Annotated in this window: 14 protein-coding genes; 13 read left to right on the forward strand and 1 reads right to left on the reverse strand. The window is 29.9% G+C overall.

Annotated features, from left to right (window positions below; genetic code table 11):
* The first annotated feature begins 64 nt into the window (after positions 1-64).
* From EP747_RS14515 to EP747_RS14535, 5 genes are all read left to right on the forward strand, one after another.
* Positions 65-1,813, forward strand: a complete 1,749-nt coding sequence (locus tag EP747_RS14515; protein ID WP_129690842.1) for a heparinase II/III domain-containing protein — start codon at positions 65-67, stop codon at positions 1,811-1,813.
* 11 nt (positions 1,814-1,824) lie between these two features.
* Complete coding sequence (locus EP747_RS14520) at positions 1,825-2,268, forward strand: serine O-acetyltransferase (RefSeq protein ID WP_129690843.1); 444 nt, start codon at positions 1,825-1,827, stop codon at positions 2,266-2,268.
* A complete protein-coding gene (locus tag EP747_RS14525; RefSeq protein ID WP_129690844.1) occupies positions 2,265-3,362 on the forward strand; it encodes a glycosyltransferase in 1,098 nt (365 codons plus the stop codon). The genes EP747_RS14520 and EP747_RS14525 overlap by 4 nt, the downstream gene beginning before the upstream one ends.
* 82 nt (positions 3,363-3,444) lie before the next feature.
* On the forward strand, positions 3,445-4,662 hold the full coding sequence (locus EP747_RS14530) for a hypothetical protein (protein ID WP_129690845.1): 1,218 nt from the start codon (positions 3,445-3,447) through the stop codon (positions 4,660-4,662).
* 17 nt (positions 4,663-4,679) lie between these two features.
* Positions 4,680-6,098, forward strand: a complete 1,419-nt coding sequence (locus EP747_RS14535; RefSeq protein ID WP_129690846.1) for an oligosaccharide flippase family protein — start codon at positions 4,680-4,682, stop codon at positions 6,096-6,098.
* 20 nt (positions 6,099-6,118) lie between these two features.
* Here EP747_RS14535 and EP747_RS14540 read toward each other — a convergent pair whose 3' ends face one another.
* On the reverse strand, positions 6,119-7,378 hold the full coding sequence (locus EP747_RS14540; protein WP_129690847.1) for a glycosyl hydrolase family 28-related protein: 1,260 nt from the start codon (positions 7,376-7,378) through the stop codon (positions 6,119-6,121).
* 216 nt (positions 7,379-7,594) lie between these two features.
* Between EP747_RS14540 and wecB the strand changes: the two genes are divergently transcribed.
* The 8 genes from wecB (at position 7,595) to EP747_RS14580 (ending at position 17,701) form a co-directional block, all read left to right on the forward strand.
* Complete coding sequence (gene wecB, locus EP747_RS14545) at positions 7,595-8,704, forward strand: non-hydrolyzing UDP-N-acetylglucosamine 2-epimerase (RefSeq protein WP_129690848.1); 1,110 nt, start codon at positions 7,595-7,597, stop codon at positions 8,702-8,704.
* A 186-nt stretch (positions 8,705-8,890) separates the two neighbouring features.
* Positions 8,891-9,892, forward strand: a complete 1,002-nt coding sequence (gene galE, locus EP747_RS14550; protein ID WP_129690849.1) for a UDP-glucose 4-epimerase GalE — start codon at positions 8,891-8,893, stop codon at positions 9,890-9,892.
* Positions 9,893-10,043: 151 nt separating this feature from the next.
* Positions 10,044-10,997, forward strand: coding sequence for a LytR family transcriptional regulator (locus EP747_RS14555; RefSeq protein WP_328590733.1), 954 nt, complete (start codon positions 10,044-10,046; stop codon positions 10,995-10,997).
* 207 nt (positions 10,998-11,204) lie between these two features.
* A complete protein-coding gene (gene rfbA, locus EP747_RS14560; protein WP_129690850.1) occupies positions 11,205-12,083 on the forward strand; it encodes a glucose-1-phosphate thymidylyltransferase RfbA in 879 nt (292 codons plus the stop codon).
* Between the two features lie 18 nt (positions 12,084-12,101).
* Positions 12,102-12,662, forward strand: coding sequence for a dTDP-4-dehydrorhamnose 3,5-epimerase (rfbC, locus tag EP747_RS14565; RefSeq protein ID WP_129690851.1), 561 nt, complete (start codon positions 12,102-12,104; stop codon positions 12,660-12,662).
* A 5-nt stretch (positions 12,663-12,667) separates the two neighbouring features.
* On the forward strand, positions 12,668-13,528 hold the full coding sequence (gene rfbD / locus EP747_RS14570; RefSeq protein WP_129690852.1) for a dTDP-4-dehydrorhamnose reductase: 861 nt from the start codon (positions 12,668-12,670) through the stop codon (positions 13,526-13,528).
* A 4-nt stretch (positions 13,529-13,532) separates the two neighbouring features.
* Entirely contained in the window at positions 13,533-14,537 is a 1,005-nt protein-coding gene (gene rfbB, locus EP747_RS14575; RefSeq protein ID WP_129690853.1) for a dTDP-glucose 4,6-dehydratase, read from the forward strand.
* A 434-nt stretch (positions 14,538-14,971) separates the two neighbouring features.
* The gene (locus tag EP747_RS14580) at positions 14,972-17,701 is read left to right on the forward strand and encodes a bifunctional glycosyltransferase/CDP-glycerol:glycerophosphate glycerophosphotransferase (protein WP_129690854.1); all 2,730 of its coding nucleotides are present in this window, start codon (positions 14,972-14,974) and stop codon (positions 17,699-17,701) included.
* Positions 17,702-17,891 lie beyond the last annotated feature (190 nt).

The raw sequence follows: 17,891 nt of genomic DNA on the forward strand, positions 1-17,891 counted from the left end.
TCTATACCTGAGATTAGCTGGAGAATAAAACAAAAATATAAAACGTATAGCTACAAAAATAAATATGGAAAAAAAAAAGTATTTAATAACTGACAGTGAGATATATAAAATATCAAATGACATTTTGGAACGATTTCAAAGTTCTTTTTTTATAAATAAAGGAAAAAACAGTCTTAACAAATTTTCCGAGATCATTCCCCAAAAATTATTTGGAAATTTAGATATTCGTTTTGATGAACATAAATGTCCTGATTGGCATTATGCATATATTTTGGATAATTACTGGTCATTAGATTTTTCTTTCAATATGAATATAAAACAACGTGATGATATAGGAGATCCAAGAGTTGCTTGGGAAATTAATAGATTACAGTATTTACCTAAACTAGCTTTTAATTATATGTTAACAGATGATATTGAGTTCTTAAATTTATTAAAAAAACATTTTTATAGTTGGGTAAATAGTAATCCTTTTTTATGGGGGGTTAATTGGACTAGTCCAATGGAAGCCGCTTTAAGAAATATATCACTAATATTCGTGTTAGCTTATTTAGAAGATAAAAAAGACGATGAAGATTTAAAAGAATTCTTAACAGATATAAAATTAATGATTTTAAATCAAAATCAGTTTGTAAATGAACATTATTCACAACATTCTTCTGGAAACAATCATTTAATTGTGGAAATGGTTTCAATGAATATTGTCGCAAGTTGTTTTGGGATGAATGATATTCAAAAGTCTACTCACAATATTTTAGAAAAAGAAATAATTAGACAAACATTTAATGACGGTGTGAATAAAGAGCAAGCCATACATTATCACTCATTTGTTGTTGAGGCTTTATTATTATGGATTAAAGTATGTAATGATGGAGAAATCAGAATTTCAAAAAATGTAATTGAATTAATCGGAAAAATGGTAGAGTATATTGCTGACATGATGGATGAAAAGGGAAATGTACCTCAACTTGGGGATTCCGATGAAGGGAAAATTATTTCATTTGGTGAAGAAAACCATTATGTTATGGTGCTAGATTTTGCAACACATATTTTTAATAAAATTTATTCTCCTTATAATAAAATCACATCAAAAACAATCCTATCAATACTTGGAGATGAGTTTGTAAAAACACTACCAATTTATAATAGAAAAAGTAATAAGATATATAAAGAAGGTGGAAAAACTATTTTTAGAAAAGAAATAATCAATAAAAGGATTTTGCTTACCTTTGAGTATGGAAATCTAGGTATGAGTTCGATTTTTGCTCATGGCCATGCTGATGCTCTAAGTATAAATCTTAATGTAAATGGTATTCCTATTTTTGTTGATCCGGGAACATACATCTATAATATTGAATACTCTTTAAGAGATAGGCTTCGAATGTCTAATTCGCATAACACAATTTCTAAAAGTGGAGACAACTTCTCAATTTCAAGGGGAGCATTTTTATGGGAAAAAGATTATCAAATTTTTGATATTCATAACGAGAAAGATAGTTCTATAGCTAAATTAAAAACTATAAAAAATAATACGTATTGTAGAAAATTAAAATTATGTTCAGATAGCATAATAATTAATGATAGCGCCTCATCTGATTTTGAAGCTAATTATTTAATTAATCCGTCCATTAATATAAATAAAATTGATAACAACACTATTGAGCTGTTTTCTGGAACAGAGAGGATATGTAAAATAGTTTCAGAAAAAGCTATGGTTTTGGAGGAATCTGTAGTGTCTAGTTCTTTTACAAAATTAGAAAGCTCTTCAAAAATTAATATAAAAAATCCACATATTACTAAGATTATATTTTAAAGAGGGTACCTATGGAAGCTATAAAATTATATCGAATTGCGAATAAATTATATAAACATAAAATACCGGTATTACCTAAAATATTTTACCGAATGATTTATCTTATTAATAATTGTCACATTCATTATACAACTAAAATAGGAAAAGGAACTAAGCTTGGATACGGTGGAATATCCGTAGTAATTCATAAAGATGCAGAAATTGGTGATAATTGTATGATTGGTTCTTGTGTTACTATTGGCGGAAGGTCTGGTATAAAAAAACTGCCAGTTATTGGAAATAACGTCTATATAGGTACAGGAGCCAAAATACTTGGGGATCTTAAAATAGGTGATAATTCTGTTATTGGTGCCAACGCAGTTGTAATTACTGATTTTCCAGCTAATAGTATAATAGCAGGTGTACCAGCCAAGTTATTAAAAAATAATAATTTAATGGGTGATATAGATAAATGAATGTATTACATATTAATTCCTCTTTTTCAACTGGTGGTGCCGAGAAACTTATTAAATTATTTATTACTGAGAATAACGATCAATATAATAATTACCTTTGTATAGTAAATGATATAGTGGATAGTGATATGATTAACGGATTAGCAGATGAGAGAATCTTATTTTGTAAAAGACAAGAAGGTTCTAAAAATATTTTTAATAATTTTAGAATATTTTTTAAGATATTAAGATTTATTAGACTTAATAAAATTAGTATTTTACACTGCCATAATACATTTTCTTTAAAAGTTGCTTTATTAATAAAGAAAATGATAAAAATTAAAGTAATTTATACAATTCATGCAAATGGAATTATTAATGAAAAATATTCCATGTTGCAAGTTGATACTTACGTAGCAATATCTAAAACCGTATATAACAACGCAATTGCTGTTTTAAAAAATAAGAAATTAGTTCTTATAAATAATGCAGTAAATTTAAAACCGTTTTTGGAAATAAATTCATCAAAAATACCTAAAAGCGATAAGAAGTACAAAATTGTATGCTTAGCTAGAATAAATCCAGTGAAAGGTCAGGATATACTGATTAAATCCTTAAGACAATTAATAGATAAATATAATTTTAATAACTTTCATTGTTACTTTGCAGGAGAAACTATGGATAAGGTATATGAGAAAAAACTAGACGATACTGTTTCTGAATTAGGACTAAAGGATTGTGTTACTTTTTTGGGAAATGTATCAGATGTATATTCTCTGTATAAGGAGTGCGATTTATTAGTTTTGCCGTCAAGGAATGAAGGGTTTGGTCTAGTATTATTAGAGGCTTTAGCTGCGGGTTGTAACGTAATTGCAAGTAATATTGAAGCTCCGAGTGAAATAATTTTAAATTATCCAATAAAAAAGCAAGTCTCCACTTTTGAAACTGAAAATTTTATGGATTTGTCGGAAAAAATATACTATTTTACTAGGTTTGATAGATATTCAAATTATACTAATAAAGAAATTATAAGCACATATCTAGAAGAAAATTACTCTTTAGACTCTTTTTTTAAACAGTATAATCTTGAATATGATCATTTAATGAAAAGCTAGTTTTTATTATTCTTTATAGTATATAGAAAGAATATGAAATGCTATTTTTAGAAATAATAATTTAATTTGAAAAGGAGTATCGATGAAAAAAAGTGATAAATTGTTTGTATTTTTAGTTACATGTTTATTATGTTATACTCCTACAATAATAGGGATTGGTGGCGCATTTTTGTCATTGGAATTTGCAAAGACTTTGTCAACAGTATTGGTATTATTAATAATACTTAATAGAATTTATAAAATGAAGCTTAAAGTTTTTAATTTGTGGGTATATTTTTTAGTTCTTTCTATTCAATTAATATCTATTGCTCGTGATCCTTACTACTTTGAACCAATGCAAACAATGATATTATTTATACTACCATTATTATTAGTTTGCATAGATTTTTCAGAATTAGAAGCAATAAGCATAATTAAAATATTTAATAGGTACATGATGTTTATTTTTATTTTAGTATTTCTTGATTTAGTTACTTTCGGCGGGATACAAGCGATTATTGTAAAGTTATTACCGGATAGTATGAGTCTAAAAACAACAATTCAAGTTGAAACATTAAGTGGTAATTTATATAGAGCCCATAGTCTTATAGGACATTCTTTGTATACAGCAACATATTTTATATTTTTCTTTATAATTAATTCTTTAAATATTAAATACAATTTATTTCATAGTATATTTGTAAAATATAAATGGTTAATGTGGATAATTTCAATAATTGGAGTTGTAGCTGCTAATAGTAAAATGGGACTACTAGTATTTATTTTATTAGTTATATGGCATATTAAATTTATTTCTCAGAAAAAAGTAATTACACTGGTGCTTTCAGTGATTTTATTAATATTAATTATTAACACGGATTTTTTCAGAAATAACATTCTTCAAAGGTTTTTAGTAGTTTTGAATTCAGACGATATTACTAACGGCAGATTATCTTCAATAACTGATTTTTTTAAATATAAATACTATCATTTATCTATTTTTGGAAAAGGTACAGGATTTAACGGAATTATATTAAATAATTATGCAGATATTAATCATGACTTTGAAACTCCATTTATGATTTTCCTAGTAGATTATGGATACATAACCTTACTATTATTAGTAATCTTATTTTTACTAATTCCTTTGTATCGTTTAAGAAAAGAATTACCTCTATTTATTAGTTTGTTATTATTTTCAGTTTTTGTATACTCTTTTAATAGTATTGGAATAGTAGGCCAATATTTAGAGTCATATATAATATTTATTTACTTAATTATCAATTTTAGGAAATTTAGAGAGAAGGTAATTAAAACCTGAAAGGTCAAAGAATTCAAATGGATAAAAAAATATTTTTTAATACAATGTTAATGTTTTTAAACCAATTTTCAATGATACTGTTCCCTGTAATAACGACGCCATATATTTCAAGAGTATTGACCCCTAAAGATTTAGGAGTGTATTCTTATACAATGTCTATAGTTCAAATTTTTACATTTGCAGGTTTACTTGGAATAAATACTCTTGCTATCCGGGAGCTAGCGAAAGTAAGAAATGATAAAGCAAAATTTAGTGAACTTTATCACATTCTGAGAATTAATCATATAATAAACATTTTCATTACACTAGTCATTTATGTTTGTTTTAGTTTATTATTTAATACAAAATATTCTTTTTATTTTTTACTTCAATTACCATTTATTTTGGCGCTTTTTTTTGATATTGGTTGGTTATATATAGCAAAAGAGGATATGAATAAAATAGTAATTAGAAACATAATATTAAAATCTTTAGGAGTATTTCTAACTTTTATATTGGTAAAAAACTCAAATGATTTATGGATTTATTTTGCTATATTTCCGATAATTACATTGATCTCTAACTTATACGTATTTAATTTTAGAAAAACTTATATTCTAAAAAGTAATATTGATAAAAAGACAGTATTAAGTCAGTATATGAAATATTGTATTCCCGGGTTGATACTTTTTGTTCCGCAACTTTTATTACAAATATATAATTCACTAGATAAAATACTTGGAGCAAACTTACTAAGTATGGATGAAATTGGACTTTATGATCAAGCCTTTAAAGTAGTTAGACTTTCAATTGCATTTATTCCTGCAATAGGCTTAGCAATGCTTCCAAGGGTAGCATATCTACTATCAAATAAAAAGGAAGATATAAACCAAACAATAAAAAATAGTTCGGTACTTACTTTGTTTATAACTGCTGGTATAGCTGGTGGGCTATTTTGTATAGCTGGTTTATTAGTGCAATGGTTTTTTGGACCTGGTTTTCGGGATGCTTCTTTACTTATTAAATATTCAACTATATTTATTTTATTTTTCGGAATAAACAGTTTTATAAATGATCAGATAGCAATTCCATTTGAAAAAAAATCAGCAACTATTTTTCCATATATTATCTCAATCACAATACTAGTAATAAGTATCTATATATTTATACCAATCTATCAAGTACTTGGATTAATAGCTAGTCTGACACTTGCGGAATTTGGTGCATTAATTAGTAGAGTTTTTTTACTAAATAAAATATTGTTTAGTATTAAGTGGCCAATAAAGGAGTATATTTTTATTTTTATTTCTCTTTATTTTATGATTTTAATTGTTGAATATATTCCAAGATTATATAATCCTTTCATAAATACTATTATAGTAATTATTGTAGGTTCTATTATTTATTTCGTAGCGTTTAGAATTTTGGATAAAATAAGTAGAGCGGTATTCAAATAATACAGCTCTACTTATTTATGTTACTCTTTCGGTATTGTTTGATTATTTAAGACTTTATTTGGAAGTATGTTTTCGCCATTAATTTTTATGTGAAAATTTGCTTTACTAGTATAAAAAGTATTGTTAGTAATTGTGAATGAAGTTGGCCCTGTATTGTTATCTTGATTTACATCATAATATATATCTGATTTTATCGAATGATATATCTTGTTTTTATCAATTTTAATATTCTGAAGTTTATAACCTTGAAATGCTATTGCAAAGTCCGAATCTACGATCTTATTATTTATTATACTTATGCCTTTCATAATTAATTGATCACCGTTAGAGAACGTATTGTTATATATATGAATACCAACAGCACAATTTTTAAATGAATTATTCTGTACTAATAGATCTTTACTTTCATAAGAATTGGCGTTTTCATTTTCATTTTGATGAAAATATACACCTTTCTCGAAGCCATTTAAATCGTTATTAGTGATTGTAATATTAGAATATCCAGCTATTTCAAACCCAATTGAATTATTACCATTAGATGTTAGCTTATTATTAGATATGAAGAGATTAGTACCGTTATTTTTTCTTTGGGCAAATTTTATGGCACCAAATAATTTATTTATCTTATTGTTAGTAAAATGATAATTTTCTGCACCTGATGGAGTGGTTGATGTCTGAACAATATTATTAAAAAAGTTTTCTGTTACATAAATCTCTTTAGGATGCACTGTATTGGAAGGATCATCACTACTATCACTACCTAATTGAAGAGCCCCATCTCCAAAGTTTTTAAAAATGTTTTTAGAAATAATAATGTTCTCTCCACCATGAAATTGAATACCTCTATCACCTGGTACTATAGATTTTATGGTTTTAGTCAAACCAATGAATTTAAAGCCTTTTATCGCAACATTCTTACATCTTTTAATATAAATAATAGAATTAATTTTATTTGCTTTATTCTCAATTGTAGCATTTTCTCCAATTATATTAATTCTATGTAAGTCATGAATATAAAGCCGGCTTGTTACAGTATAAGTACCTTTTGGAAATATTAGAGTGTTTTTTTTACTATTTAAGTCATTCAAAGCTTTTTGAATAGCCATGGTATCGTCAGTAACACCATCACCCTTTGTTCCATAATCTTCAACATTAATTATATGTCTTGAATTATTTAAAACAATTTTTATAATAGAAAATAATATAAAAATAATGCCTAAAACAGTTATCAATAATATTCCAGTTTTTTTATACTTATTATTTAATTTTTTTATTACCATAATGCACCTCTCCTAAAAAATATTAAAATAAAAAATTAGATTTAACAAGCAAACTGTAATATTTCGGGTGATTAATATTAGTTGAATTCAGGAGTAATTGTTTTGTAATATTTTATTTAATTTTATAAAAAATCGTAAGCATTAATTAATACAGTGGTAAAAAATAGAAATCAAGATTAATGAGTATGAAGTTAATCCATAAGAGGAGTTAGGTAAATGAAAACTAAAATAATGACAATATTTGGTACTAGACCTGAGGCAATCAAAATGGCACCTCTTGTTCTAGAACTAGCTAAATATGTAGAACATATTGAATCAATTGTTACTGTAACAGCTCAACATAGACAAATGCTTGACCAAGTTCTTGAAATTTTTGATATTAAACCAGACTATGATTTAAATATAATGAAGGATAGACAAACACTAATTGACGTAACAACACGTGGTTTAGAAGGACTAAATAAAATTATGCAAGATGTAAAACCAGATATAGTTTTAGTTCATGGTGATACAACTACAACATTTATTGCAAGCTTAGCGGCATTTTACAACCAAATTGCAATTGGTCATGTCGAGGCTGGGTTACGTACATGGGAAAAGTACTCTCCTTACCCAGAGGAAATGAACCGTCAATTAACTGGAGTATTGGCTGATCTTCATTTTTCACCAACTACAAAATCTGCACAAAACTTACTAAAAGAAAACAAAAATGAAGATACGATTTTTATTACCGGAAATACAGCGATTGATGCACTGAAAACGACAGTAAAGGAAAATTATTCTCATCCGGTATTAGAATCTATTGGAAATGATCGTTTAATTTTAATGACGGCTCATCGACGTGAAAACCTTGGCGAGCCAATGCGTAATATGTTTAAAGCTATAAAACGTCTTGTTGAAAAACATCAAGATATTCAAGTAGTTTATCCAGTACATATGAATCCAGTTGTGCGTGAAATCGCAAATGAAATCTTAGGAAATGACGATAGAATTCAACTAATTGAACCATTAGATGTTATCGATTTCCATAATTTTGCCGCACGATCGCATTTAATTTTAACTGATTCCGGTGGTGTGCAAGAGGAAGCACCTTCTCTTGGTGTACCAGTACTTGTATTACGTGATACAACTGAACGCCCTGAAGGTATTGAAGCGGGTACATTAAAGCTTGCGGGTACAGATGAGGAAGTTATTTTTACATTAGCAGACGAACTTCTATCAGATGATGAAGCACACTCGAAAATGGCGAAAGCTTCTAACCCTTATGGTGACGGAGAGGCTTCTAGGAGAATAGTAGAAGCAATTATTAACCATTTTAATAAATGATTGAAAATATAATTTTTATGGAAAGCACAGGTAAACCTTTAAAGAGTAGTCTGGGCCTTTTTTGCATTTTTATAAGTAAAATAAAAGCCTAGTGCTTGAAGGTTCATAAAAGAGAAAATAGTTTTCGGGAAAGAAAGATTAACTATCATTATATTATAAAGAAGAAACTAAAAAGGAGAGATTTTCATGATTCTAGTCGTTGGCGGAGCAGGATACATAGGAAGTCACACAGTTAAAGAATTAGTCGAACAAAATTATGAAGTAGTAGTTTTAGATAATCTAACAACCGGTCACCGAGACGCAGTAGATGAGCGAGCGATCTTTGTTGAAGGTGATCTAGGGGATGCAACTGTTTTAGAAACTGTTTTCTCAACATACAAAATTGATGCCGTAATGCATTTTGCTGCTTATAGTTTAGTAGGAGAGTCTGTTATGAATCCATTAAAATATTATCAAAATAATGTTGGTGCGACATTAACATTACTAGATAATATGATAAAGTTTGACGTAAAGAAATTTATCTTCTCTTCTACTGCAGCAACATATGGTATTCCCGAAGTCGATATCATTACAGAAGAAACAGTAACGAATCCAATCAATCCATATGGCCAATCAAAGTTAATGATAGAAAAAATCTTAGCTGACTTCCACAAAGCATATGGTTTAGGCTATGTTGTGCTACGTTACTTCAATGCAGCGGGAGCACATGCTACGGGATTAATTGGAGAGGATCACAATCCTGAAACACATTTAATTCCACTTGTACTACAGCATTTACTTGGTCAACGTGAGTCAATCAGTATATTTGGAAGTGATTACCCAACTCTAGATGGCACATGTATCCGCGATTATATCCATATTACTGACTTGGCATCGGCACATATTTTAGCTCTAGCAAGTTTACTAGAAAATGGTGAACTTAATAAGACATACAATTTAGGGAATGGAAAAGGATTTTCTGTAAATGAGATTATTGAAACATGTGAACGAATTACAGAAAGAAATGCAAATGTCATCTTTACTGAACGTCGTGAAGGCGATCCAGCTCAACTAATTGCTTCATCACAAAAAATATATGAAGAATTAGGCTGGGAGACGAAATATTCTTTAGAGAAAATAATCGAAACAGCCTGGAATTGGCATCAAAAGAATCCAAATGGATATAAGAAACAATTTATTATGAACTGAAGTTAACATGACCTTCTTTTTGGAGGTTATATGTTTTTTACTTTTCAAAAAATTAACAAATAAAAATTAGGCAAATACCTATCTAATCAAGTAAGATGAAAGTAAGTAAATTTGGTTAACTAATTAAGTTCATAATTAAAGGAGAAAAATCTTGTCCAGATCAGAAAAACGCTCATCTAAAAAAATGTCCACAACAAAAAAAGTACTATTAATCGTACTAAGTGTACTAGTTGTAATCGGTCTAGGAATAGGCGGTTATGCGTATTCGATTTACCACAATGTAAATAAAACATCAGACGCAATCTATAAAGACATAAAGAAAACAGATAAACGAAAAGAAGAAGTAAATGTTGAAAAGAAAGAACCTTTCTCTATTTTACTATTAGGGGTTGATCATCGTCCAGGTGATAAGGGTCGTTCGGATTCAATGATTGTGTTGACGGTTAATCCGAATACAAATACAACAAAAATGGTTAGTATTCCACGTGATACAAGAACTGAAATTGTTGGAAAAGGTAAGGAAGATAAAATCAACCATGCCTATGCATTTGGTGGAATTCAAATGTCTGTTGATACAGTTGAAAACTTCTTGAACATTCCTATTGATTATTATCTTGAAGTTAATATGGAAGGGTTTAAGGATATCGTTGAAGCAGTAGGTGGAGTAGATGTGAATAATGACTTAGACTTTACTTATGATGGTGTTCACTTTACGAAGGGACCAATCCATTTAAATGGTGTAGATGCCTTAAAATTCTCTCGTATGCGTAAGTTAGATCCTCGTGGTGACTTTGGTCGAGAGCTTCGACAAAGAGAAATTCTTGAAGCGGTTATTAAAAAGGGAGCTTCAATTTCTTCCTTAACAAACTATCAATCGATTTTACAAGCGGTTCAAAAGAATGTTGTGACGAATATTACTTTAGGTGATATGGTTTCGATTCAAAAGGATTACCGTGCGGCTGCGCAAAATATTAGTAAAACCCAAGTTAAAGGTGAAGGCAAGATGATTAATAAAATTTATTATTTTATTGTATCGAAAGAAGAAAAAGATAATATATCTAATGATCTTCGTCAGCACTTAGAACTACCTTCGGAAACAAAATAACATCTAAATCTTAGATGAAATATTTCTCAAGAACCACCGTTAAAAGTTATCTTTTTAACGGTGGTTCTTTTTTTATGACTTTTTTACCTCTAGGACCCTACTTTCCCTCCATTTAGAATTCCAATCCCCTAAGAATTTAACCTACACAACCCCTTAACCATCATCATAATAATATATATATTCCTAAATGTTTAGGAGGTCTTTGCGATAAAAGGGATTATACTTGCAGGTGGTAGTGGTACTCGACTTTATCCATTAACGATGGTGACTAGTAAGCAGCTATTGCCTGTGTATGATAAACCAATGATTTATTATCCGTTATCTACTTTAATGCTGGCGGGTATTAGGGAGATTTTAATTATATCGACTCCGGAGGATCTGCCTCGTTTTGAGGCGTTATTAGGCGATGGTTCTCAGTTTGGAGTTTCGTTGAAATATAAAGTACAGCCTAGTCCAGATGGGTTGGCACAGGCTTTTATTATTGGTGAAGAGTTTATAGGAAAAGACTCTGTTGCCATGATATTAGGTGACAATATTTATTATGGAAGCGGGTTGCGTAGTATTTTGAAGAAAGCTGCGATGAAGGAAAAAGGGGCAACAGTGTTCGGTTATCATGTACATGATCCTGAGCGATTTGGTGTTGTAGAATTTGATGAGTCTGGGAAAGTTTTGAGCATTGAAGAAAAGCCAGTAGCTCCGAAATCAAATTATGCAGTAACGGGATTGTATTTTTACGATAATCGTGTCATTGAAATTGCTAAAAACGTAAAACCATCCAATCGTGGTGAATTGGAGATTACTTCTGTAAATGAAGCTTATTTAAACTTGGGTGAGTTAGAAGTTGAGTTACTAGGTCGCGGTTATACGTGGTTAGATACTGGAACGCATGATAGTTTGGTTTCGGCAACAAATTTTGTCAAAACAATTGAAGAGCATCAAGGGATTAAAATATCTGCTCCAGAAGAGGTCGCCTATATTAATGGATGGATTAACAAAGAACAATTATTACGTTTAAGTGAATCGCTTAGTAAAACAAGTTATGGTAACTATTTACGAAAAGTAGCAAATGGTGAGATCAAATATTAGCTCGAGGGGTCATTATCAATGAAAATTACAGAAACTTTTATAAAAGGAATTGTAGTGATTGAACCGACCGTTTTTGGTGATCACCGTGGTTGGTTTATGGAGACATATAATGATTCTAAAATGAAGGATTTTGGAATGGATTTAAATTTTGTTCAAGATAATCAATCATTTTCTGCATTGAAGGGAACGTTACGTGGGTTGCATTATCAGTTATCTCCAAAAGCACAAACGAAATTAGTTCGTTGTACAAGGGGTTCCATTTTTGATGTGGCTATCGATATTCGAAAAGGGAGTCCGACATACGGAAAATGGTTCGGAATCGAGTTAAGTGCAGAAAATAAAAAACAATTATTCATACCAAAAGGATTTGCTCACGGTTTTATGACTTTAACAGATGATGTGGAAGTTCAATATAAGGTTGATGAGCTATATTCACCTGAATGTGATCGAGGCATTATTTGGAACGACCCAGTTATTCAGGTGGAATGGCCAATCAATATATCTCCATTATTATCTGCAAAGGACAAAATCGCACCATTATTAAAGGATGCTGAAAATAATTTTATCTATAAGGAGTAAGATAAATGAAGGTTTTAGTAACTGGTTACGGTGGGCAGTTAGGCTATGATGTCGTTCGGGCATGTGAACAACATGGTTTAGTTGTAAAAGGAATCGGACGAAAAGAACTGGATATTACTGAAAGGGAATCTGTTTCTTCTATTATAGATTCATATAAACCAGATGTAATTGTTCACTGTGCTGCCTATACGGCGGTGGATAAAGCTGAAGATGATAAAGAGAATTGCTGGAATGTGAATGTAGAAGGAACGAGATATTTAGTTGAAGCTGCGAAAAAGCACCATTCAAAGTTCCTTTATATTAGTACGGACTATGTATTTAATGGAAATGGTGAAAGTCCTTTTAATGAAGATGACCAACCAGACCCAATCGGTTATTATGGATTAACAAAGTATGAAGGTGAAAGAGTTGTTCAATCATTAATCGAAAACTATTTTATTGTTCGTATTTCGTGGGTATTTGGAGTAAATGGGAATAATTTTATTAAAACAATGTTAAGACTATCAGAAACTAGAAATGAATTAAATATAGTCGAAGATCAAATCGGTTCACCAACCTATACAATTGATTTGGCTATATTAATAGTAGATTTAATTAAATCTGATAAATATGGAATCTATCACGCAACAAATGAAGGCTTTACTAGTTGGGCTGATTTTGCAAAAGAAATATTCAAGCAAACCGATAGTAAAACTTTAGTAAAATCGATTGCATCCGAAGACTACCCTACTCGAGTAGCTAGACCGAAAAATTCGAGATTATCAAAACAAAAGCTAGTAGAAAATGGCTTTCAATCTTTACCTTCATGGCAAGACGCATTAGCAAGGTATTTAGTTCAATTAAATAAAAGAGACGAGGTACAGTAAAAACATGAAAGTAGCTGTTACAGGCGGTGCCGGATTTATCGGTGGAAACTTTGTTCAATACATGATAAATAAATACCCATCCTATTCAATATATAATCTAGATGCTTTAACGTATGCAGGTGACTTAACAAAGCATAAAAATATCGAACAAAATGAAAACTATCATTTTATCAAAATTGATATTTCAAACCGTGAAGAAATCATGACATTATTTAAAAAAGAAAAGTTCGACTATGTCATCCACTTCGCAGCTGAAAGCCATGTTGATCGCTCAATAACAGACCCAAGTATATTCGTAATAACAAATGTTTTAGGAACTCAAGTTTTACTAGATGCTTCAAAAGCGATAAACGTTAAGAAATTTGTACATGTATCTACAGATGAGGTGTATGGTGAACTTGATTTTGACCCTACAACTTTTTTTACAGAAGATACACCTCTACAACCGAATAGCCCGTACTCTGCAAGTAAAGCCTCATCTGACTTATTAGTTCGTGCATATCATGAAACGTTTGGATTTCCTATGAATATCACACGCTGTTCAAATAATTATGGACCGTATCACTTTCCAGAGAAGTTAATTCCATTAACGATTTCTCGTGTATTAAATGACCAAAAAGTTCCTGTTTATGGTACTGGTGAAAATATTCGTGACTGGCTACATGTTCTTGACCATTGCTCAGCTATTGATCTAGTAATGCATAGAGGAGAAAATGGGGAAGTATACAATGTAGGTGGACATAACGAGCGTACAAATTTAGAGGTCGTTAAGCAAATCATTTCAACACTTGGTAAATCTGAAGACTTAATTGAATACGTTAAAGACCGTTTAGGGCATGATAAACGATATGCGATTGACCCTAGTAAATTAGAAAAATTAGGATGGAAGCCTACTTATAATTTCGATACTGGAATAGCTCAAACTGTTCAGTGGTATGTGGAAAATAAAGAATGGTGGAAAAGAATCGTTTCTGGTGAGTATAAGAAGTACGTTGAAGAAGGTAATTAAGAACTTTGACTTAATAATAAAATAAAATAAAATAAAATTCATATAAAGTGTACCACTGCATTAATTTGCAGTGGCATTTTTTTAGTAAAATCCTAGATTAGTACGAAGCCAAAAGAGAGTTGTAAAATGTCACAAATTTAAAATATTTAGAATACATCTTTAGTTGTTTTTTTATGGTATAATCTAAATTATTATTAAAAATATTAAAATTTCATTACAAAAATCATATAAAAACTTAAGTGTTTTGTATTGTTCGAAACAAAAGCGATTTAAATCAAGAATTTAAATGGTTTTTTTTTTATAAAAAATAATTAGATTTTATATGAGGTAGGAATCAAATGTTTTGACCTGATGATTTAATTTTGAATTTAAATCATGAATTACTAAATTTTGTAATAAGAGGAAGTGCAAAGTTTTAAAAAGGGGATAAATACATGGGGAAAAAACAAATAGGTGTTACGGTTATAGTAATCAATTTTAATAAAGAAAACTATATAAAAGAATGTATTAATTCACTTAAAAAACAAACAATGAAACAACTTGAGGTTGTGATTGTTGATGATGGCTCCACAGATAATAGTGTGTCAGTTATAAAAAAGGAAATTAGACGCTATAAGAATTTCCGTTTAATTGAGCAAAAAAATGGGGGACCAGGTGCTGCAAGAAACAGAGGGATTCTTGAGGCAAAAGGTGAATATATTGCATTTTTAGATAGTGACGATACAGTAGATGCAGACGTTTACAAACGTATGTTTGATGAAGCAATAAAACATAATGCTGATACAGTAATCGGGGATATCACATGTTTTAATGAAAAAAGAACTTGGCGACTTATGTATATGGATGATTTGTTTAAAAAACATCTTAGCCCTGTTAGACATATTAGGAATTCAAAAGAATTACATGTCACGCCAAGTGTATGTAACAAATTGTTTAAAAAGCACTTATTATCAGTTTACAATATTATGTTTGATCAGGATTTACGTGTTGGAGAAGATCTATTATTCACACAAAAAGCTTTATTTAAATCGAATAGAACGGTTGTTACAGACAAAAGTGTACTAAATTATCGAGTGGAACAAAATGGAGCAAGTTTAGTACAACAAGCAGATTTAACATTTTTTGAGGGGTTACTAGAGACTCAAAAAAGATTAGTGTCATTTCACGAAGAAAACAATACGATTATACGTCTATTTCCGATTGAAAAAAGGCAATGGGTTTTCTTTTGCCAAAGTATAATAAATAAACGTAAAAAATTTACGAAAAAAGATATTTTCAATTTGTATAAAATAGGAGAAAAATATATTCAATCTATTCATTTTAGAAATATTTTAACGGGTAGTCGTATGTACCAAGGACTGTTTTATTCAATATTTAATGAAGGTACACCCGATGATTTAAACAAATTACTTTTACTAATGGATACATTGGATATTAGTCGAGAAACCGTTGAAATAAAGGGCTTAACTTATAGTTTTTTAGTAAATCATTTTCCTCAGTGGAAACAATTTTTGGAAATTAAAGGGTTTAGTCTTTGTCAAAAGGTTGAAGACATCTCACTTTCAAACGATACATTAACGATAAAAGGCTTTGCTTTTATTAACGGGATCAGTACGAATGGTAGCGTTAAAAAGATTGTATTTAAAGAAGAGAAAACAAAACAAGAAGTTGAATTTCCACTTGAGAATGTTTCTCGTAAAGATGTTAGTTATGTACAAGGTAATAACAAAATCAATTTTGATGAGTCGGGGTATGATTGTATAATTGAAAACTTATCAACTCTGCTTGATAACGGTAGCTGGAGTGTTTGGATGACGGTTTCAGATCGCAATAAAACAGTTACTGAACCTTTAAAAGTTGGTTTATACAAACAAACTAAAAAAACTCGACCTTATTTAATGGATAACCGAAAAATTGCACCTTATTACAAAAAGAAAAATTTATCTTTCCGCATTGTTGAAATGCCTGTGGCCAAACAAATGAAGTTTAATATTGGAAGAGTAAAACGAGTTGTTCGTCCTGTCGTTAAGTATGCTTACAAAAAACAATGGCACACATTCATGGTTTATTGTCTGTATTTACTAGTTTATCAATTTGTGAAGAAAAAAGATCTATGGTTAATTGGTGAACGACAAGATACAGCACAAGATAACTCCTATCATTTATTCAAATATATTCGAAGAAAGTACCCACAAATTAATGCGTACTATGTAATCGATAAGAATAGTCCTGATTATAACCATATAGCACATCTTGGACATATTGTTCAATTTGGTAGTATAATCCACAGTTTGTTCTTGCTACTTTCGACGAAAACAATTAATAGCTATGCGGAAGATCCAAATATGTATACTGACGCTTATCGAAATATTGTTGAGGAGCGACCTGAAATTCAACGAAATGAACGGATCTTTTTACAACACGGGGTCATAGGGGTTAGTCGTGTAAGTCACGTGCTGCATAAGAATAAAGTTGATTACAAAAAGTTTGTCGTTTCTAGTGAATTTGAAAAAGAACATATTATTTCTGAATTTGGTTATGAAAAGGACGAAGTAATCGTCACTGGACTTCCAAGATGGGATGCACTTGTTGATGAAAGTAAAGGAAATGAGATTTTATTAATGCCAACGTGGCGATCATGGAATCGATCAAAGGAAGCCCTTGAAGAATCAGAATACTGGGAACGTTATATGAAATTACTTCATAATAAACACTTACATGAACTCCTTGAAAAGAAAGATTTAACATTAACTTTTTATCCTCATTATCAAACGCAATTATATATGCCGGAATTCAAGTCGCCTCATGAACGTATTAAAGTGATGGTTCAAGGAGAAGAAACTGTACAATCTCTTTTAAAGCGTCATAGTGTGTTAATTACTGATTATTCAACTGTATCATTTGATTTTTCGTATTTAGAGAAACCCGTATTATTCTATCAGTTTGATTACAATGAATTTTACACAAAACACTATAATGAAGGACCAATTACTCAAAATCGTTTATTCGGTCCTGTAACAGATAAAGAGAATGAGGTCATTTCTATATTAGAAAATATGGTAAATAATCGTAGCAAATGGAAAAAGAAAGCTAAGAAGAATCCATATATTATAAAACCAAACAAATCGCACACAGAACTTGTGTTTAAATCGATTGTTAATTAATTTTACAATTTACTTTAATAAACCATTAATATAAAAGACTGCCTTCGCAAAATTTGCAAAGGCAGTTATTTTTTTACATTTTTTTAACATGGATACTCATTAAGATTCACAAAAAATCGTTAATCTCTAATTAATAATAATATTTTCCTTTTTAATAAACACGTCTTACTTGGATACGGTGTTTATCTTA

This window comes from Gottfriedia acidiceleris (genome assembly GCF_004138285.1).
Lineage (GTDB): Bacteria > Bacillota > Bacilli > Bacillales > Bacillaceae_G > Gottfriedia > Gottfriedia acidiceleris_A.